This window comes from Mesorhizobium sp. M0983 (assembly GCF_040318975.1).
Classification (GTDB): Bacteria; Pseudomonadota; Alphaproteobacteria; order Rhizobiales; family Rhizobiaceae; genus Mesorhizobium.
In genome coordinates this window covers 141,732-160,558 of the sequence record NZ_JAMYNH010000008.1, presented here as the reverse complement: position 1 = coordinate 160,558, position 18,827 = coordinate 141,732, and the positions used below count along the sequence as shown (strand labels likewise).

Annotated in this window: 17 protein-coding genes; 8 read left to right on the top strand and 9 right to left on the bottom strand. The window is 62.6% G+C overall.

The annotated features are described in order from the left end of the window. Positions 1–9: 9 nt before the first annotated feature. From NKH71_RS17005 to NKH71_RS16990, 4 genes are all read right to left on the bottom strand, one after another. Positions 10–960, bottom strand: coding sequence for a cytochrome c (locus NKH71_RS17005; RefSeq protein ID WP_023718411.1), 951 nt, complete (start codon positions 958–960; stop codon positions 10–12). Between the two features lie 9 nt (positions 961–969). Then, complete coding sequence (locus tag NKH71_RS17000) at positions 970–1,413, bottom strand: c-type cytochrome (RefSeq protein ID WP_023718412.1); 444 nt, start codon at positions 1,411–1,413, stop codon at positions 970–972. A 174-nt stretch (positions 1,414–1,587) separates the two neighbouring features. Beyond that, positions 1,588–2,184, bottom strand: coding sequence for a superoxide dismutase (locus NKH71_RS16995; protein ID WP_023718413.1), 597 nt, complete (start codon positions 2,182–2,184; stop codon positions 1,588–1,590). Positions 2,185–2,292: 108 nt separating this feature from the next. Beyond that, positions 2,293–3,171, bottom strand: a complete 879-nt coding sequence (locus tag NKH71_RS16990; RefSeq protein WP_352789007.1) for a branched-chain amino acid aminotransferase — start codon at positions 3,169–3,171, stop codon at positions 2,293–2,295. Between the two features lie 151 nt (positions 3,172–3,322). Between NKH71_RS16990 and NKH71_RS16985 the strand changes: the two genes are divergently transcribed. Together NKH71_RS16985 and NKH71_RS16980 are read left to right on the top strand one after the other, a co-directional pair. Next, a complete protein-coding gene (locus NKH71_RS16985; protein ID WP_023718415.1) occupies positions 3,323–3,985 on the top strand; it encodes a haloacid dehalogenase type II in 663 nt (220 codons plus the stop codon). A 174-nt stretch (positions 3,986–4,159) separates the two neighbouring features. After that, positions 4,160–4,984 carry a L,D-transpeptidase gene (locus NKH71_RS16980; RefSeq protein ID WP_023718416.1) on the top strand — a complete coding sequence of 275 codons (825 nt, stop codon included), beginning with the start codon at positions 4,160–4,162 and terminating at the stop codon, positions 4,982–4,984. A 291-nt stretch (positions 4,985–5,275) separates the two neighbouring features. Here NKH71_RS16980 and NKH71_RS16975 read toward each other — a convergent pair whose 3' ends face one another. Then, positions 5,276–7,795, bottom strand: a complete 2,520-nt coding sequence (locus tag NKH71_RS16975; protein ID WP_352895191.1) for a type I restriction endonuclease — start codon at positions 7,793–7,795, stop codon at positions 5,276–5,278. 527 nt (positions 7,796–8,322) lie between these two features. Continuing rightward, entirely contained in the window at positions 8,323–9,855 is a 1,533-nt protein-coding gene (locus NKH71_RS16970; RefSeq protein ID WP_352789013.1) for a helicase HerA-like C-terminal domain-containing protein, read from the bottom strand. Between the two features lie 276 nt (positions 9,856–10,131). Here NKH71_RS16970 and NKH71_RS16965 point away from each other — a divergent pair, with 276 nt between their 5' ends. From NKH71_RS16965 to NKH71_RS16950, 4 genes are all read left to right on the top strand, one after another. After that, entirely contained in the window at positions 10,132–11,574 is a 1,443-nt protein-coding gene (locus NKH71_RS16965) for a methylmalonyl-CoA mutase subunit beta (protein ID WP_352789016.1), read from the top strand. Beyond that, positions 11,571–13,694: a methylmalonyl-CoA mutase gene (scpA, locus tag NKH71_RS16960; protein ID WP_352789017.1), complete on the top strand. Its 2,124-nt coding sequence runs from the start codon at positions 11,571–11,573 to the stop codon at positions 13,692–13,694. Before NKH71_RS16965 ends, scpA begins: the two co-directional genes overlap by 4 nt. A 73-nt stretch (positions 13,695–13,767) precedes the next feature. Further along, positions 13,768–13,989 carry an AbrB/MazE/SpoVT family DNA-binding domain-containing protein gene (locus tag NKH71_RS16955; protein WP_095496758.1) on the top strand — a complete coding sequence of 74 codons (222 nt, stop codon included), beginning with the start codon at positions 13,768–13,770 and terminating at the stop codon, positions 13,987–13,989. Continuing rightward, on the top strand, positions 13,986–14,375 hold the full coding sequence (locus NKH71_RS16950) for a type II toxin-antitoxin system death-on-curing family toxin (protein ID WP_023718426.1): 390 nt from the start codon (positions 13,986–13,988) through the stop codon (positions 14,373–14,375). The genes NKH71_RS16955 and NKH71_RS16950 overlap by 4 nt, the downstream gene beginning before the upstream one ends. Here NKH71_RS16950 and NKH71_RS16945 read toward each other — a convergent pair. Next, complete coding sequence (locus tag NKH71_RS16945) at positions 14,372–14,845, bottom strand: GreA/GreB family elongation factor (RefSeq protein ID WP_352639557.1); 474 nt, start codon at positions 14,843–14,845, stop codon at positions 14,372–14,374. The two genes, NKH71_RS16950 and NKH71_RS16945, sit on opposite strands and share 4 nt — an antisense overlap. 122 nt (positions 14,846–14,967) lie before the next feature. On the opposite strand from NKH71_RS16945, the gene NKH71_RS16940 reads away from it, so the two are divergent. After that, entirely contained in the window at positions 14,968–16,344 is a 1,377-nt protein-coding gene (locus NKH71_RS16940) for a TIGR03808 family TAT-translocated repetitive protein (protein ID WP_352639558.1), read from the top strand. Here NKH71_RS16940 and NKH71_RS16935 read toward each other — a convergent pair. After that, positions 16,337–17,341: an asparaginase gene (locus tag NKH71_RS16935; RefSeq protein ID WP_352639560.1), complete on the bottom strand. Its 1,005-nt coding sequence runs from the start codon at positions 17,339–17,341 to the stop codon at positions 16,337–16,339. The genes NKH71_RS16940 and NKH71_RS16935 overlap by 8 nt on opposite strands. Before the next feature lie 130 nt (positions 17,342–17,471). Beyond that, positions 17,472–18,638: an acetyl-CoA acetyltransferase gene (locus NKH71_RS16930; protein WP_352454289.1), complete on the bottom strand. Its 1,167-nt coding sequence runs from the start codon at positions 18,636–18,638 to the stop codon at positions 17,472–17,474. Between NKH71_RS16930 and NKH71_RS16925 the strand changes: the two genes are divergently transcribed. Beyond that, positions 18,637–18,816 carry a hypothetical protein gene (locus NKH71_RS16925; RefSeq protein ID WP_156948046.1) on the top strand — a complete coding sequence of 60 codons (180 nt, stop codon included), beginning with the start codon at positions 18,637–18,639 and terminating at the stop codon, positions 18,814–18,816. The two genes, NKH71_RS16930 and NKH71_RS16925, sit on opposite strands and share 2 nt — an antisense overlap. Positions 18,817–18,827 lie beyond the last annotated feature (11 nt).

Below are 18,827 nucleotides of genomic sequence, written 5' to 3'. Positions count from 1 at the left end.
AACGGCCCGTCAGCTCGCCGGCTTCTTGCGCGCCGGATAGCCGTTGGGATGCGGCGGCACGGCTTTCAGATAGGCGGCGATCGCCGCGCGGTCCTCCCGGGTCAGCACGGCCATGTTCCGTTGCACGTCGACCATCGCGCCGCCGACCGTATCGAAGTCCGGCGTGAAGCCGGTTTCGAGATAGTTGGCGATGTCGGCTTCCGACCAGTCGGCGATGCCGCCCTCGCCCGACGTGATGTTGGGCACGATGCCGCTGCCTTCCGCGGCCGCGGCGCCTGCCAGCCACTGGCTCTTCCTGGTACCGCCGGTAAGGTCCCGCGGCGTGTGGCATTCGCCGCAATGGCCGGGGCCTTCGACCAAATAGCGGCCGGCCTGCACCGGCTGCGGCGTGCCTTCGGGAAAGGAAACGACCGGCTTGTCGCTCAGATAGAGCAATTTCCACAGACCAAGGCCGCGTCGGACGTTGAAGGGAAACCCCAGCGAATTGGCGGGTGCCTTGCCGGCGACCGCGGGCAAGGTCTTCAGGAACGCATAGAGATCGGCAATGTCGGCCGGCTTCATGCGCGCGTATGAAATATAGGGAAATGCTGGATAAAGATGCTCGCCCGACGGCGACACGCCCTTCAGCATGGCGTTGGCAAAGTCTTCGACCGACCAGGCGCCGATGCCGTCCTTGGTATCCTGCGAGATATTCGGCGGCACGAAGGTGCCGAATGGCGTCTTGAGCTCGAGGCCGCCGACCAGCTGAAGGCGAGCGTCGCCTTGCGAGCCAGGCTTGGCATGACAGGATGTGCAGCCGCCAGCGTAGAAGATGCGCTTGCCCCTGTCAGCGTCACCGGGGCCAAGCTGCGCCAGCGTGGCGGCACCGAGCCTGACCGGAGCCGACAGGAACCAGCCGGCAATCGCGGCGACGCCGCCCAGAACGAGGGCGGCGCCGACGAGTTTCTTCAGCAAGGGCATTGCCCGCTATCAGCCTTTTTTCACCCTGTAGCTTTGATGACAGTTGCCGCAGCCGCCGCCGATGGTGTTGAACTGTGCCTTCAACGCGTCGGCATCCGCAGGTGCCGCGGCGACCGCCGCCTTGACGTCGGCGAGGTACTTGCCTTCAGCCGTCTTGAAGCCGGCCATGTCCTGCCAGATCTTGGGAGACGCCGTGGTGTCGCCGATGTCGCTGCCCGCCGGGAACAGCGCGTCGACGCCGGCATGGAATTTCTCGGCATTGGCCTGCAGTGCCTGCAACGCCGTCAGCACCGAAGCTGCGTCGTAGGGCGTCTCGCCCTTGACCACTTTCGACAAGCCGGCGGCGATCTTGCCACGTTCCTTCATCAGGGCCTGCCGGTCAGCGACCGGGTCGGCAAATGCCGCCGAACCGGCGAAGGCGAGCATCGAGATGGCGAGGATAAGCTTTCTCATTCACTTGGCTCCATGTTGAAGGCAATTCAGGGTGCGGTCCCACCCCGATGACAAACGGCAAGGATGGCTTAAAAATTCCGACGCTTCGCCTCACGCTTGCGTGAAATTTTTGCAACTGTCGTTCTGATGCTGAAAAAGAAAAGCCCCGGTTCTGCCGGGGCTTTCTGGAACGGATCAGGCCTTTTCGTAGAGTTCGAGCACATAGTCCCAGTTGATGAGACTGTCGACGAAGGCTTCGAGATATTTCGGCCGGGCGTTGCGATAATCGATGTAGTAGGAATGTTCCCAGACATCGACGCCAAGGATCGGCGTCGCGCCATGGACGAGCGGGTTCTCGCCATTCGGCGTCTTCGAGATCGCCAGCTTGCCGTCCTTGACCGAGACCCAGGCCCAGCCCGAACCGAACTGGGTGGTGCCGGCGGCGATGAAGTCGGCCTTGAACTTGTCGTAGCCGCCAAGATCGCTGTCGACCGCTTTTTGCAAGGCGCCCGGCAGCTTGTTGCCGCCGCCGCCCTTCTTCATCCATTTCCAGAAATGGATATGGTTGTAGTGCTGGGCGGCATTGTTGAAGAGCCCCGCATTCTTGCCGAAGGACTGTTTGACGGCCTCTTCGACCGACAAATCGCCCAGGCCCGCCTCGGCGGCCAGCTTGTTGCCGTTGTCGACGTAGGCCTTGTGGTGCTTGTCGTGATGATATTCCAGCGTTTCCTTGGACATATAAGGCTGCAAAGCCTCGTAATCATAGGGCAAGGCGGGCAATTCAAAAGCCATCGGTCGTACTCCCTCGTGGAAAAATCCGGTGTCGATACCGGACTAACATAGGACTGGATTGGTCTGGAACAACTCCGGAAACGAAGCGCCGGGCCGCTTTTTAGCGGGTCAGCCGGGCGAAGTCGAATGCGCCCATTCCCAATAGAGTTCGCGCGCCTTCTTGGCCACCGGCCCGGGCTGCAGATTGCGATCCTCGATACGGGTGACCGGCACGACTTTCGAGTGGTTTCCGGTCGAGAAGATTTCGTCCGCCTCAAGGAAATCGCGGATCGACAGCGTCTTTTCCGTCGTCGTGAAACCGTACTCGCCAAGCAGGGCCATGGTGCGCGAGCGGGTGATGCCGGACAGGAAGGTGCCGTTCGGCGCCGGCGTCAGCACATGGCCGTCCTTGACCAGGAAAATGTTCGAGGTGCCGGTCTCGGCGACATTGCCCAGCATATCGAGCACGAGCGCATTGTCGAAGCCGCGCATCTTGGCTTCGAGGATGGCCCGGCCGTTGTTGGGATAAAGGCAGCCGGCCTTGGCGTTAGTCGGCATGGTTTCGATTGTCGGGCGGCGGAACGGCGACACCGTCACCGAAAAACCCGCTGGCGAGATCATCGGCGATTCATAGAGGCAAAGGCAGAAACGCGTCGAGGCCGGGTCGGCCGGCACGCCCATATAGCCGCCATGCTCGGCCCAATACATCGGCCTGATGTAGACCGCTGTGTTGCCGTCGAACTTCTTCAGCCCGTCCCAGGTCAGGCCGACGATCTTGTCGGTGCTCATCGTCGGTTTCAGGCCGAGCGCGATCGCCGAGGCGTTCACCCTTGCTGCATGGCGATCGAGGTCGGGAGCGACGCCCTCGAACCAACGGGCGCCGTCGAACACGCTGGTGCCGAGCCACATGGCATGGCTGCGCGGCCCGAGGATGGCGACGTTGCCCTCATACCAGTCGCCGTCGACGAAGGTCCATGTCGCGGATTGCGCCGCAGTCGCCAGTGTCATTGCCAGGTTCCGTTCGATGCTTGTTGCGGCGCATTGGAAGATGCTTTGGCGGCCGCCGTCAACCGGTTTGGCTGAGATTTGTTGAGGCCAGCGGGCTGGCGGACTGCAATCAGCGCTTGCGCCTTGCCTTGCGCAGCCTCAAAACTGTCGCATGCACCATGCAGCTTACGTTTTCGACGCCTATGGCACGCTGTTCGACGTGCACGCGGCCGTGCGCCGTCACGCCGACCAGATCGGGCCGGACGGCCAGTTGCTGTCCGAGATCTGGCGCGCAAAGCAGCTGGAATATTCCTGGGTGCGGACGCTGATGGGGGCCTATGCCGATTTCTGGCAGCTCACCGAGCAGGCACTCGATTTCGCCCTGCGCAAGGTTCCGTCCGCCGATGCCGGGCTGAAGGCGAAGTTGCTCGAGGCCTATTGGCGGCTGGACTGCTATCCGGAGGTGCCGGCCGTGCTCAAGGCGCTCAAGGCATCGGGGGCAAGGCTGGCGATCCTGTCCAACGGTTCGCCTGAAATGCTGGAGGCGGCCGTCAAGTCCGCCGCGCTCGACCAGGTCCTGGACGACGTCTTTTCCGTCGACAGCGTCAGGCGCTTCAAGACCGACCCGTCGGTCTACGACATAGTCACCACGGGCTGGCGCCTCTATCCAGGCGCTGTCTCTTTCCAGTCCTCCAACCGCTGGGACGTTGCCGGCGCCACCAAATTCGGCTTCCGGACGGTGTGGATCAACCGCGCCAATCACCCAGAGGAATACCGGGATTTCCCACCGGCCCTGATCCTGCCGTCCCTTGAAGGTCTGGTTGCCGCGGTTTGACACCGGAAATGTTGCGTCGGCGCAACAGTGGCGATCCAGTCACAGCTTTGCCTTTGTTTGTCCACCCTGCGGCCAGAATTGGAACCGCCTATCGCGCCGAGCATTGCTCGAGCACCTGCGCACAACCGGACGCATTCATGCTTTGTTGCGATTTGAGACTTAAAAAAGGCAATCATGTTCACACCTCCATCGTCCTCTCTGCGCCTTAGCCGTCGCGGTTTCCTCAACGCCGCAGCCCTTGGCGCCGCCTCGGTCGCGGTCTCCAGTTGCACCACGCTGTCGCAACAGCCGGTCGAGCCACCGCCGCCGACCTATGTCGAGCCGGCGCTCGGCGACTATATGACGATGTATGGGCCGATGTCTGATGGCGGCTTCGAGCTGCCGGCGATACCGGTCGACAAAATCGACCCGCAGTTCCTGCGCCAGATCGTGGACGATCCGACCGGGCAGCAGCCGGGCACCATCGTCGTCGACACCACCAATCACTTCCTCTACTTGGTGCGCCCGGGCGGTCAGGCTATCCGCTACGGCGTCGGCCTCGGCCGCGCCGGCTTCGAATGGTCGGGCGATGCCGTGGTCCAATGGAAGCAGAAATGGCCGAAATGGACGCCGCCGGATGAAATGATCTCCCGGCAGCCGGAGTTGAAGCCGTACAGCGCCGATAATGGCGGCATGCCCGGCGGGCTCAAGAACCCGCTTGGCGCGCGGGCGCTCTATCTCTTCCAGGGCAACCAGGACACGCTCTACCGCTTGCACGGTTCGCCGGAATGGCGGTCGATCGGCAAGTCGGTGTCGTCGGGCTGTGTTCGCCTGATGAACCAGGACATTATCGATCTCTACGACCGTGTGCCGAACAAGACCCCGGTCGTGGTGACTGCCGATATCGGCCAGCCGATGGTGGCGACGGCAAACCGCAAAGCCATTCCGATCGACGCCGGCGTGCCTGAAGGATCGATCCTGCTCGGCCCGGTCAAGGCGATCACAGACTCGATCTTCTGAGCTGACGGAAGCACGGGGGCGGGATATTCCTCGCTCCTGCTGGTTTTGCTGCGCGTCGGCTTGCCGGTGCCGGCGCCCGCCTTCAGGTGCGGTCCTTACGCCGAGCAGCGGATTTTGCCGCGCTCTGTGCAGACGCCGCCGGTGGACAGCTCATGATCCAAATCCGTCTTCGGCAGGCCGAGCGTTCGGATCACCGCTTTGCGCCTGAAGCTGGTCATTCAAGCGTGCAAGACTACTTCCCGAAAGCGGACATCGCTGCAACCATGCAGCGTTTCATATCTCCAAGACCTGCTAGGAGCCTTTTTTTTGCCAGTTCTGCCCGTAACGGGGCACGAATGTGCGCTGCGGCTGCTTGGGGTCGTTCAAAACCCCTTGGAGATAGTTCGAGGCGTTCTCAACCGCCTGCACGAGAAGCCGGCCACCATGGCCATTTTCCTCATAGAAGGGGTGGCGGCGGGTGCGCCGCTGATATTCGAGCCGCAAGTAGTCTAGGAGTTTCTGCAAGATGCGGGCCTTGTTGGTCACGGACATCTCATGCTTGGGATCCCAGCCCGCCCAGATGGAGCCGATATAGGTGGCCACGTCGGACGACGCTACCTTGATTGTTGGCGTAACTCCGGTGATGTACTCGACCTGCCGCAGGAGCATTCTCGTGTGGACGTATCCCGAAGCGTGCGCCCTGACGGGCTCTTCCGAGGTGAGGTCCGTTTCCACTAGGCTTTCAGGCTCGATCATCCCCTTCGCGATGAGCGACCGGATGGCGAGGTCGGCATCGCCTTCGTCGTAGCCCAACCTGCTCATCTCTTTAACCAGCCGTCCGATGCTGATGTACCCTTCCTGGCTGTATTCCAGGCGGGTTTTGCGGTTGCGGACAAGGAACTCCAGCACGTCGAGGAAAATGAAGTTGCTGGGGCGGGTATGGGCATCATCCGCACTGATGATGTCGTGGATGTAAACACCCTTGCCGTTGAAATACTGGTAGCGGCCGCGCATCAACGACCGGAGGATCGCCCATTCCGGTATGCGATATCCCTGCTGGCCAGCGAGGGCTGCGCCGGTGATTTGATTTGTAGAGATATGCGGCGAGACGATGATGTCTGAGAACATGCCCAGCGCCCGGCGCACATCCTTTGCGACGAGAGATTCCAGCATGGAGGCCATGTCGCGGCTCTCGAAGAGCGAGAGGTAAATCCGCATGACGAACTCGCCCAGGCGATCGGCGTTGTACCGAACCTTCTGGCCACCGGTCAGGGTGTATTCCTGCTTCCGCGCAACCTCAGTCGGCAGGCTTTCCATCATCAGTTCGAGGCGCTTCCTGATGACCTGTGCGAACCGGGGAGGCCGGATGTAGAAATTGATGGCGTTGATGAAGGCGTCGAGTGGCTTTTCCTCACGGTGCGCCTCGAAGGTCACATCGCGGAGATTGACGATGACGAGCGACTTCGTGAGGTCCTTGAACCATTGTGCTGTTTCGAAAATGGCGAGCTGGCGGTCGCTGGATTCCTTGTCGACGTTATCAAAAACCACGACCATACCGAGCCCGCGCTCACCGGCGAAATAGCGGGAGAGAGCGCCGACGAACTTCTCGTTGTCGTCCATGAGCTTGGCGCGCTCGTCGGCCTTCCGCTTCGCGTACTCGGCCGGATTGTCCTTTGCCAGGCTGCGATTCGAGCGCTCGAACTTGAGCATCTCCAGGACGAGGATCTTGTCGAGTGTCGCCTCCTCGTAGAAGTCGTCGCCGTTCATTTCGGCGAATGACTTCAAAAACTGCTCCGCCACGAAGCCGTTCATGTCGTTGCGCGAACCGGTGACGTTGAAGTTGATGAACGCCCAGAGCGTCTTCGCCTTCACCTCCTTCGTCATCAGGTGACGGTGATAGCGGCGGATAAACGTGCTTTTCCCCGCGCCGACCGAGCCCACCACTATCTGCACGCGGCTGAAGAACGCCGGCTTGCCCGCGAACTTCTGAATTTCTCCGGTGAGCGTTGTCGCCGAAGTACGGCTGGTCTCGATGGTCTTGAGCTGGTTGCCGCCGATGCTGGCGGTGCGATCCTTCAGGTAGGTTTCGAGGATGCCCTGGTACCGGGTCAACTCGTCAGAGTTGACATAGGCGCGGTCGATCACCTCGTCGGGCGTTTCCGAACTGTCGTCAAAGTACCGCGTGAGAACCGGGAAAAGGGGCTCTGCGAACTCGTTGACACCGAGCTGCCGGGTAAGCTTTGCCTGCCCACCGATGGGCGACGAGACGGAGTAAAGCTGGCGCGTGGCGAAGTGCGGGGCGAGCTTCCTCGCCCTCTCCTCCAGAGCGTGCTTACCGATGGCACCCTTAAAGGCGTCGAGAACACTGCTGCCAGGCTCCACGTCTGCCGACGAGACGATGAGTGTGTCCATCTCGCTATCCGCGTTGGAAAGGCCGAGTTGGTGGCCGTTGCTGGCCAACACATAGCCGATGGGGTTCACTTCAGGCGGATAGCGCTTGTTGACCTCGCTGGCGTACATACGTGCCTCGCGAAGTGCCGACTCGATTGTTTCGCCGGGCTCCTTGTTCTCGACGACAAGGAGAGGGAGGCCGTTCAGCCAGATAGACTGGTCGGGCTTGTAGCCATACCTCTTGCCCGCCAGCTTATCGATGTCCGTCGGGGTCATGTAGTCTTGGTTGCGAACCCAGGCGGATGGTATCCCCAGGTAGGCTTCATTCGTCAGGAAGGGGGTGACGAGCTTGTGCTCGACATCAGCTTCATTCGCCATCTCCTTCACATCAAAGATGGGCGCGATGAACTTCTTGGTGGCCTTGGCAATGCGAGCGATCATACCCCAACCCAGCGAGTCGACGCAGACTATACCTGTCGGGCGAAGCTGAGTCTAAAATGCTGATCTTCGACCTTTGCCTTGGTGAGTAGGCTTGGAGCCGCTTCGGAGTGCCTCCACGGCTCGCCCAGGTTTTACCGATCGTTTGGTCGCGGTACTTCGCGGCCGGCCTGGCCCGCTTGCGCTGGAGCGTTTTTCGGTTTTCCGAGCGTCTGCGAGGGAGTACGTAGGTCCAACCAACTAAGGACTGGATCGCTATTCAAAAAGGCACTGCCGACCGGTCCGAAGCAAACACCGGGCAAGCCGCGTCGGTCGAGATTACGCACTTTCCCATTGGCAGCCAATCGGAAAGGCGTTCCAAAACCAGACGGTCAACCAATGGCCCCGATCAAGACGTTCGGCGCATCGCCGCCAAGCGGCCGCCCTCGCCGCATAGCCGCCGTCCGCTGTTCTCCAGATCTGGCTGCCGGCGCTTGATGTCATGACAGAATTTGCCAACACAGATGCCCGCCCTTCGGTGCGATGCTCCCTCACCGCCCCCTGGACAGGCTGCCCAGTATGCCGCGGACGATCGCCCGTCCGACCGACGAGCCGACCGAGCGCACCACGGATTTGATCGCCGCCTCCGCCACCGTCTGGCGGTTGGAAGGCCGCGGCGCGCGGCGGCCGCCAGCTGGCTGGGGATCGTCATTGCCGAAGCCGGGAATGGTCCAGCGCGAACGGCCGCTCTCCTGCTGCTGCGCTTGTGCCTCCTGGGCGTCCTTGGCCTTTTTTTGCAGCATCTCGAAAGCCGATTCGCGATCGACGGTCTGGTCGTACTGTCCCGAAACCGGGCTCTCAGTGATCAGCTTGCGGCGCTCTTCGGGCGTGATCGGGCCAAGCCGCGAGGATGGCGGGCGGATCAGCGTGCGCTGTACCATGGACGGCACGCCCTTGGCTTCCAGCGTGGAGACGAGTGCCTCGCCGGTGCCGAGCTGCGTGATCACGGTTGCACAGTCGAAATCGGGATTGGGCCTGAACGTCTCGGCCGCCGTCTTGACGGCCTTCTGTTCGCGCGGCGTATAGGCACGCAGTGCGTGCTGCACGCGGTTGCCCAACTGCGCCAGCACCGTTTCAGGGATATCCAGCGGATTTTGCGTGACGAAATAAACGCCGACGCCCTTCGAACGGATCAGCCGGACCACCTGTTCGACGCGGTCGATCAGCACCTTCGGCGCGTCGTCGAACAGAAGATGCGCCTCGTCGAAGAAGAAGACCAGCTTCGGCTTGTCCGGGTCGCCGACCTCGGGCAGTTCCTCGAACAGTTCCGACATCAGCCACAGAAGGAACGTCGCATAGAGCCGCGGATTCATCATCAGTTTGTCGGCGGCGAGCACGCTGATGGCGCCGCGTCCATCGCGCGTGGTGCGCATGATGTCGGCGATCCGCAATGCCGGCTCGCCGAAGAAATTGGCAGCGCCCTGCTGCTCCAGGACCAGCAGCGTGCGCTGGATGGCGCCGACCGAAGGTTTCGTCACATTGCCGTAGCGGGCGCCGATCTCTTCGGCGCGGTCGGCGATGTTGGCAAGCAGTGACTGCAGGTCCTTCAAGTCGAGCAGCAAAAGGCCTTCCTCGTCGGCGATGCGGAAGGCGATGTTCATAATGCCTTCCTGCGCCTCGGAGAGGTTCATCAGCCGCGACAGAAGCAGCGGCCCCATCTCCGAGATGGTGGCGCGGATCGGGTGACCCTGCTCGCCGAACAGATCCCAGAAGATGACCGGAAATTCCTGGAACTCATAGGGATCGAGCTTGACCTGCTCGGCCCGCTTGACCAGAAAATCCTGCGCTGTGCCCATCATGGCGATACCCGACAGATCGCCCTTGATGTCGGCGCAGAATACCGGCACGCCGGCATTGGAGAAACCCTCGGCCAATATCTGCAGGGTCACCGTCTTGCCGGTGCCGGTCGCGCCGGTGACCAGGCCGTGACGATTGCCATATTGCAGCAAAAGCCGTTCCGGCCGCTGATAGCTGTCGTCCGGCTTGCGGCTGGCTCCCATGAAGATACTGGTGTCGTCGGCCATGTGTCCGGTCTCCGCAAACCTATAGGGTTGAATGCCCTGATCCCCTTGAAGAAAAGGGAGGCCCGCCGCAGGTATAGTGAGGCCATTGCGCAGCGACAATGGGCATCGTCGAAAATGGCTTTTGGAGCTTGCGGAACCTGCCCATGTTTGGCAATCGGTTGACGGTCACCGTCACGGAAGGCGAGTTGCACGGCATGTGTGCTGCATTGTGATATGGGACCGGGGACCGTAGACTGACATAGTAGGCTGACACGGCCACTAGAACGAGGAGAACGGATGGGCGCCGGTGCCTTGACCCATGATGCCGACCTTCCGAGCGCCGACCGGCAACGATGGCTGGCGCTGGCGGAGAAGGCGCTGGCCGGCGGTTCCTTCGAGGAAAAGCTCGTCTCGCATACGGACGACGCCATCCGCATCGAGCCGCTCTACGAGCGTTCGGTGACCGTCGAGCCTGTCGTGCGCGCCAACCCGGGATCACCGTGGATCGTCAGCCAGCGTATCGACGATCCGGACATAGGCCGCGCCAGGGCGCAGGCGCTGGAAGACGTCGCGCAGGGTGCTACCGGACTGTCGCTTGTCTTCGAAGGCGCGCCGAACGCCTTCGGCTATGGCTTGCCGAGGACGGCCGAGGCGCTGGAGAGCGTGCTCGACGGCGTGCCGCTCAACCGCATCCAGATCCGCATCGATGCCCATCCCTGGAGCCGCGCCGTGGCCGACTGGCTGGTGGCGTTCTTGACCAAGCGCCGCTCCGACCCGGCAAAGCTCAACCTCTCCTTCGGCATCGATCCGGCGGCGATATTTGCCGGGACCGGCAGGCTGCGCATGTCGATCGAAGCTTTGCAGGCATCGATGCCGCAGTCGCTCGCACATTTCTTTTCGATGGGGGTGCCCGGCGTGCTGCTGGAAGCCGACGGGCGGGTGTTCCACAATGCCGGCGCAACCGAGGCGCAGGAGCTTGGCACGATGCTCGCCTCGGCAGTCTCCTATTTGAGGCTGTTCGAGAAGGCGCGCCAGCCGCTTGTCTATGCGGCGCCGCATATCGGTTTTGCGCTCAGCGTCGACCAGGACCAGTTCGTGTCGACGGCCAAGGTCAGGGCGTTGCGGAGACTGTGGGCGCGTGTCCAGGAGGCCTGCTCGATACCGCCCTCCACCGCCAGCATCCATGCCGAAACCTCCTTCAGGATGATGACGGCGGCCGACCCGGAAACCAACATCCTGCGCACCACCATCGCCGCTTTTGCCGCTGCCGCCGGCGGGGCGGATTCGATCGCCATCCTGCCGCATACCATCGCGCACGGCCTGCCCGCGGGTTTTGCACGCCGCGTTGCCCGCAACGCGCAACTGATCATGGCCAATGAAAGCCACATCGACCACGTCGCCGATCCGGCTTGCGGTTCGGGCGCCGTCGAAACCCTGACTGCGGAGCTCTGCGCGGCGGCCTGGCAGGAGTTCCAGCAGATCGAGGCGGAAGGCGGCGTGCTGACCAGCCTCGAACAAGGCCACGTCCAGAGACGCGTGCAGGCAGCTTCCGCCCGCCGCAACGCTGCCTACCAGGCGGGCGAACGGGCGATCGTCGGCACGACGCTGCACCCGTCGAAAACCGAGCGTCCGGCCGAGACGCTGGCGGCGGAGCGGCGGCCAGCCTTCACCGAAGGCGTTGCGGTGTGCGAGCCGCTGTTTCCGATCCGCATCGATCAGTCGATCGGAGCCGTACCATGATCCCCGATTTCAGCCAGATCGGCTGGTCGCCGCCACGGCGGGCGCCGGTCGACGTCAAAGGCCAGCGGATGACGCCGGAAGGCATTGCCGTCAAGCATCTCTACAACCAGGGCGATCTCAAGGGCTTGCCGCATCTCGATACCTATCCGGGCCTGCCGCCCTTCATGCGCGGCCCCTATCCGACGATGTATGTCCAGCAACCCTGGACGATCCGGCAATATGCCGGCTTCTCGACGGCCGAAGAGTCCAACGCCTTCTACCGGCGCAACCTTGCCGCCGGCCAGAAAGGCCTGTCGGTCGCCTTCGATCTCGCCACGCATCGCGGCTACGACAGCGACCATCCGCGCGTCGCCGGCGATGTCGGAATGGCCGGCGTCGCCATCGATTCCATTCTCGACATGCGCCAGCTGTTCGAGGGCATCCCGCTTAACGAGATGACGGTATCGATGACGATGAACGGCGCGGTGCTGCCGATCATGGCGCTCTATATCGTGGCGGCGGAGGAACAGGGCGTCGCGCAGAAGGACCTCACTGGGACCATTCAGAACGACATCCTGAAAGAGTTCATGGTGCGCAACACCTACATCTATCCGCCCAAACCTTCGATGCGGATCGTGTCGGACATTTTTTCCTACACGTCGACGCATATGCCGAAGTTCAATTCGATCTCGATCTCCGGCTACCACATGCAGGAGGCGGGAGCGACGGCGGACCTCGAGCTCGCCTACACGATTGCCGACGGTATCGAATATGCCCGCGCCGGCGTCGCGGCCGGCCTCGACATCGACCGTTTCGCGCCGCGCCTCTCGTTTTTCTGGGCGATCGGCATGAATTTCTTCATGGAAGTCGCGAAGCTGAGAGCAGCGCGCCTTTTGTGGGCCAGCCTGATGCTGAAGAACTTTTCGCCGAAGGACGAGCGCTCGCTGTCGCTGCGCACCCATTGCCAGACTTCGGGCTGGTCGCTGACGGCGCAGGACCCCTACAACAACATCATCCGCACCATGATAGAGGCGATGGCGGCGACTCAAGGCCACACGCAGTCGCTGCACACCAATTCCTTCGACGAGGCAATGGCGCTGCCGACCGATCATTCGGCCCGCATCGCCCGCAACACACAGCTCATCCTGCAGAAGGAATCCGGCACGACCCGGAGCATCGACCCGTGGGGCGGCTCTGCCTATGTCGAGCGGCTGACGCATGATCTGGCGGCGCGCGCGCTTGCCCATATCGAGGAGGTCGAGAGCCTCGGGGGCATGGCCGCGGCGATCGAAAAGGGCCTACCGAAGCTGCGCATCGAAGAGGCTGCCGCGCGCACCCAGGCGCGCATCGATTCCGGCGAACAGATCGTGGTCGGCGTCAATGCCCACCGTCCCGGCACAGACATCGAAGTCGACGTGCTGAGGATCGACAACGCGGAAGTCAGGGCGCGGCAATTGTCGAAGCTGCAGCGGCTGAAAGGCACGCGTGACGTCGCCGCCGTCGAGAGCGCGCTCGATGCGCTGACCCGTGCTGCCGGGAGTAACGAAAACCTGCTGGAATTCGCCATCCGGGCGGCGCGCGCCAATGCCACGGTCGGCGAGATTTCGCTGGCGCTGGAAAAGGTCTTCGGCCGCCATGTCGCCTCGGTGCAGACGATCTCCGGCGTCTATCGCAACGCGCTTGGCGACAATCCGGTGGTCGACCGGTTGCAGGACAAGGTCGTAGCGTTCGAGGAGAAGTCCGGCGGCAAGCCGCGTATTCTGGTCGCCAAGATGGGGCAAGACGGCCATGATCGCGGCCAGAAAGTGATCGCCACCGCCTTTGCCGATCTCGGCTTCGACGTCACCGTTGGGCCGATGTTCCAGACGCCGGACGAGATCGCCAAGCTGGCGGTCGAGCATGACGTGCACATGGTCGGCGCCTCGTCGTTGGCGGCAGGCCATTTGACGCTCATTCCCGAACTCAAACAGGCGCTGAAGAAGCTCGGCCGCGACGACATGCTGATCGTCGCCGGCGGCGTCATTCCACCGAAGGATTACGATGCAGTCCGGCAGGCAGGCGCAGCGGAGATCTTCCCGCCCGGCACGGTCATCCCGGAAGCGGCGGAGCGGCTGATGGACCGGCTGCTGCAGGCGGGCTGACGCTTTGTTATAATGCCCGTTGCAACGACCGACACGCTGAGTTATAATCAGCGTTGCAACAGGATGTCTCACCATGAACACGACCATTCGCAAGATCGGCAATTCCGAAGGCGTGATCCTACCGAGGGAGCTTCTCGATCGTCTGAACCTGAAGGCCGGCGACCAGCTTCAAATCGTTGAAACAGGTGACGGTCTTGCGCTGAAGCCGGTGGACGACAGCTTCGAGCGGCAAATGAAAGCTGCCCGCGAGGTCATGGACAAATACAAGGTCGCGCTTCAGAAGCTCGCCGAATGAGCTGGGAGTTTCTGACGCGGCGTGCAGTCGAAGCGATGCACGCCGAGCAGTTGCGCCGACACGGCGGAGCACAAGGCTTGAGGGATGAAAATGCCATTGAATCGGCGCTCGCCCGTGCGGAGAACAAAGCCAACTACGGAGACCCGTCGGTTGAAGAACTCGCCGCCGTCTATGTCTTCGGCATCGCCCGAAATCATGCCTTTGTCGACGGCAACAAACGCACCGCCATTGTCGCTGCCGGCGCATTTCTGATTGTGAATGGTTATGCCCTGTCGGCCAATGACGGCATGCTTTACGAATTCGTCATGGGCGTCGCCGCCGGCGAAATCGACGAGGCCGGTGCCGCGGCGTTCTTCCGCGACCATGTCGTCAAGCTCGAAGACTAACTATCGGAGAGCTTGACGATCTCCCATTCCTTGCCGTTAACCACGGCAATTTCGCCGACCTTCTTGCCGAACAGTGCCATCGCCATCGGCGACATATGGGAAATTGTCCCTTTGGCCGGGTTGGCCTCATCCTCGCCGACGATCTTCCAGTGCACCTTCTTGCCGTCGTCGCTCTCCAGTGTGACGCCCATACCGAAGCGAACCATGTCGCTGCCCGGTTCCGGCACCGAAAGCTCGGCGCTTTCACGCCGCGCCGTCCAATAGCGGAGATCACGCGACACCAGCGCGATGCGCTCGCGGTCGGCCCTCTTTTCGGCTCTGCCCAGTTCGTCGCGCAGAGCGGCCACCTCCGCATCGATCAGCGCCAGGCCGTGTTCCGTCACCAGATTGCGGTGATGGCTGATCGGCCGCTCGCCGATGCCGGCAATGGCGTTTTCGCTGTCTTCCTCGCGGGTGAAGGCCCTGCTCATCCGATGAACTTAGGCCCGGCGCGACGACTCCACAAGCCATAGCCGGCAAACCCGACCTCGGGGCCGATCCCGTCTGGCACGAATCCTGCCGCGTGAGTGTTGGACGCAAGGGATCTGTGCCGATGTTGAACAGAAGAACGCTGCTTACGCAGACCGCCGGCTTTGCCGTCATGGGGCTTTCGCTCGGCAAGGCAGCGGCAGAAAACCTGCCCGGCATCGACAAAGCCGCGATGCGCGGGGCGATCAATGCGACCGATCTCGGCGTCCGGCCCGGCGCGCTTGAGGACCAGAGCAAGGCTTTCACCAAGCTGCTGCGCGAAGCGCACGTTCGCGACATGCCGGTGTTCCTGCCGCCGGGGACCTATATCGTTTCCAACCTGTCGCTGCCCGGCCGCGTGCGCCTGTCCGGCGTGGCGGGCGCATCGCGGATCGTCTATGGCGGCAACGGCCATCTCATCATGGCGGAACAGGCCGAGCATATCGTACTCAGTGGACTGGTGTTCGACGGCAGCAAGCACTCGATGGGCGATTATACGCAAGGCCTGCTCGATCTGCGCCGCATCGCCCATCTGGTCGTCGACAATTGCCAGCTTAACGGCAGCGGCAAGAATGGTCTGGCACTCGAACACGCCTCGGGTCGTATCCAGCGCTCGGAGATATCCGGTGCGGCCGATGCCGGCATCTATTCGGTCGAGGCCGATGGCCTGGAAATATCAGGCAATAGCGTCTCCGACTGCGCCAATGGCGGCATTCTCGTGCACCGCTGGCAGGCGGCTGAAGACGGAACCATCGTCAGCGGCAACCGGATCGAACGCATCCAGGCGCGCGGCGGCGGAACCGGCCAGAACGGCAATGGCATCAATGCCTTCCGCGCCGGCAATGTCATCATCTCCGGCAATATTGTTTCGGACTGCGCGTTTTCGGCGATCCGCGCCAACAGTGCCAGCAATTTGCAGATCACCGGCAATACCTGCTCGCGCTCGGGCGAAACGGCCGTGTATTCTGAATTCTCCTTTGAAGGTGCCGTCATCGGCAATAACATCGTCGATGGTGCTGCGAACGGTATTTCGATCGTCAATTTCAACGAAGGCGGCCGCATGGGCGTCTGCTCCGGCAACGTCGTCCGCAATCTGTCGACCAGCGGCCCCTACCCTGCCGACGCGCCCGGCTTCGGCGTCGGCATCAGCGTCGAGGCAGACACCACCGTTTCCGGCAATGTCGTTGAGAATGCGCCGCTCTACGGCATGCAGATCGGCTGGGGACCGTTCATGCGCAATGTGGTCGCCACGGGAAACGTCATCCGCAAGGCGGGGACCGGTATCGTCGTCACCGTGGTCGAAGGTGCCGGGACGGCAATCATCTCCGACAATGTCATCGACGGGGTCAAGAAGGGCGCGATCGTCGGCCAGCGCTGGGCCGAGCCGGTGACCGGCGACCTCGCCGCGTCAGGCAATGCCGGCTATGCGCATTTGACCGTCGAGCGCAATCACGTCAGTTGAGGGCGGCGGTGGGCCGGAGCGCGCCGACTTTGGCGCCGATCCGGCTTTCGATAGGCGGATTTGCCTGTTCGATCAGCTTTCCCGCCAGCGGCTGGTCTGCGTGCAAAAGCTTTGACAGCACGACCGCGAGCATGACTCCAGTTGCGCGGCCGGCGCCGTCGTCGCATTTCAGCGCGATGCCAAGGCCAAGCTCTGGAAGGGCGGCACAATGGACGCCCTCGGCGCCCCCCTTGGCAAAGATCCGGCCGGGCGCGGCCTCCATCATCGCGACGTCGGACCTGCCAGTGCCGGCGACGAAAAACGGCTCAGCCATGCAGGCGGAAAGCAGCCGCTTCGCCGCCCGGGCGCGCACCGGCTCGAAGCTGGCGCCTGTCGCCATGCGGGCAAAGCCAAGCGCAAAGCTGCGCAGCGGCACGGCATAGGTCGGAATCGAGCAGCCGTCAGTGCCACGGTGATCGGCGTCATGGGCAGCACCGGTCACCGCCTGCATCGCTTCGCGCACCATCTCCTGCGAAGCATGGCCAGCCTTGACGTAACCGCGATGGGCGATGCCGCTGTGAACGCAGGTGCATAGGAAGCCTGAGTGCTTGCCGGAACAATTGTTGTGCAGCGCGTTCGGCACGCTGCCGGCGCGGGCAAGCGCCAGCGTCGCCCCATGGCTCGACGGCCAATGCGCGCCGCATTCGAGTGCCGTCTCGTCCAGGCCGGCCTTCGCCAGCATAGCCCTCGCGAGCTCGACATGTGGCGGCTCGCCGGAATGCGAGGCGCAGGCCAGTGCCAGCTCCCGGTCACCGAAGCCGTAGGCATCGGCAGCGCCGCTCTCGACCAGCGGCAACGCCTGGATCGCCTTGACCGCCGAACGCGGGAACACCGGTTGTGCCGTGTCGCCGATCTCCCAAACAGGCTTGCCGTCGGCGTCGAAGACGGCAACAGCGCCGCGATGCGCGCTCTCGACGATAGCGCCGCGCAAAACTTCGACCAGAACCGGATTTGTCATGAATTCCCCGCTAGCGCATGATCTCGAAACTCGGAATCAATTTTCGAAAAGGATCATGCGCAAAATCAAAGCGATATAGCACCCTTTTGCGCGGCCGAACGGTCCGCGGCGCTGTAATGCGGCGCCGCTTTTATCTGATCCGGTCGAGAATGGAAACGTAGTTGGCGACTGCCGCACCGCCCATGTTGAAGATGCCGCCGAGCTTTGCTCCCGGCACCTGGATGCCGCCCGCCTCGCCGACGAGTTGCATGGCGCTCAGCACATGCATCGATACACCGGTGGCACCGATCGGGTGGCCCTTGGCCTTCAGCCCGCCGGACGGATTGACCGGCAGCCTTCCGTCTTTCGCCGTTTCGCCATCCAACGCCAGCTTGGCGCCCTCGCCCGGCTTGGCCAGGCCCATCGCCTCATACTCGATCAGCTCGGCGATGGTGAAACAGTCATGCGTCTCGACGAAGGACAGGTCGCCGAGCGTCACGCCGGCCTGCTTCAGCGCCTGATTCCAGGCCTGCTCGCAACCTTCGAACGCGAGGATGTCGCGCTTCGACATCGGCAGGAAATCCTGCACATGCTCATTGGCGCGGAAGGCGACGGCGCGGCGCATCTTCAGCGCCGTCGCCGTGTCGGCGAGGACAAGGGCGGCGGCGCCGTCCGAAACCAGCGAGCAGTCTGTGCGCTTCAGCGGACCGGCGACGAAGGGGTTTTTTTCGCTTTCCTGCCGGCAGAACTCGTAGCCGAAATCCTTGCGCATCTGCGCGTAGGGATTGTCGACGCCGTTCTTATGGTTCTTGGCGGCGATCATCGCCAGCGCATCCGACTGGTCGCCGTAGCGCTGGAAATAGGCTTGAGCGATCTTGCCGAAGACGCCAGCGAAGCCTGCCGGCGTGTCACCATCCTCCGGCAGATACGAGGCCTTGAGCAGGTTCTTGCCGATCTCAGGACCGGGCGTCGTCGTCATCTGCTCGGCGCCGACCACCAGCACGATACGGGCGGCATTTGCGTCGATGGCGCGGATGCCTTGCCTGACCGCCGCCGAGCCGGTGGCGCAGGCGTTCTCGACGCGGGTCGCCGGCTTGAAGCGCAGCCGGTCGTCTGCCTGGAGGACCAGGCTCGCGGTGAAATCCTGGGCGGAAAACCCGGCGTTGAAGTGGCCGAGCACGATCTCGTCGACGTCATCTGGACCGATGCCGGCATGATCGAGCGCCTCGACCGCCACCTTGGTGATCAGGCCCTCCAGCGTCTCGCCTTCGAGCTTGCCGAAGCGCGAATGCGCCCAACCGACGATGCATGCTGTCATGGCGATCCCCATCCTGCAGGCCCGGCTGCGCGATGTCGCGGCCGCTCGGCATTGTTCAAGGATGAACCGTTCCGCCGGTTTCGTGAAGGGGCCAGAACCGCACAATCGCTTGATCTTGATATCTGGTCATAACGCCTGGCATTTGCCAGCAAATCAGGCTGAATTTTTTGTTGATTGATGCGTCAATAA